At 36.7% G+C, this 714-nt stretch carries 1 protein-coding gene; it reads left to right on the top strand.

The annotated features are described in order from the left end of the window. Positions 1–19: 19 nt before the first annotated feature. The coding region (locus tag AB4653_RS28770; protein ID WP_372106053.1) for a glycosyltransferase family 25 protein at positions 20–714 on the top strand (695 nt) is incomplete at its 3' end.

Here is a 714-nt window from a genome sequence, read left to right as displayed (position 1 = left end):
CAATAGGTGTTTTTTTACTGTGAAATCTCTTATTATTGCGCTAGAACGTAAATCTGAACGATTTTTATCCAGCCAAAAGCAACTTTTAAATATTAAGTCTCTAGATATTGAAAAGTTGAGTGCTGTTGATGCTATGTCCTCTAAACCTCATCCTTTGATGGATTTCTATGATGAAACCGCCTTTTATGCACTAAATGGAAGGATCGCTGTTCCTGGTGAGATCGGGTGTTATGGTAGTCACTATTTAGCGTGGGAAAGATGCATTCAGTTAAATCAACCAGTTATTGTCTTCGAAGACGATGTTGTTGTTGATGTCGATGTATTTGAAAAAACGGTTCAATTTGCCAGTAAGCATATTGAAGAGTGTGGTTTTATGAGATTGGAAAATTATTCGACTAAGAGAGAGTATAATTATGTCGTTGAAAATCTCGATGACGAACAAAGTCTAGTGCGACATATTAAAACACCACTATGCACCACTGCCTATATGATCACACCGCATGTGGCGAAAATTTTTATAGAAAAAAGTGAACGATTCCTCTACCCAGTAGATGTATTTATTAGAAATGTATGGCTTCATAAGCAACCAACTTACGGAATATCTCCTGCAGGATTAACCGGGGGAGAAGGTGGCTCAGTCATTGGGAATCGGTCTTCTAGAACAAAAAAATCACTCCGTATTAAAACTCTAAAATTCTTAAGTAAGTTTAGAGA

This window comes from Vibrio sp. 10N.222.48.A3, from assembly GCF_041475345.1.
In the GTDB taxonomy this organism is placed as follows: Bacteria; Pseudomonadota; Gammaproteobacteria; order Enterobacterales; family Vibrionaceae; genus Vibrio; species Vibrio tasmaniensis_A.
Note: the sequence above shows the minus strand (reverse complement) of the source record. Positions and strands in the feature narration are given on the sequence as shown.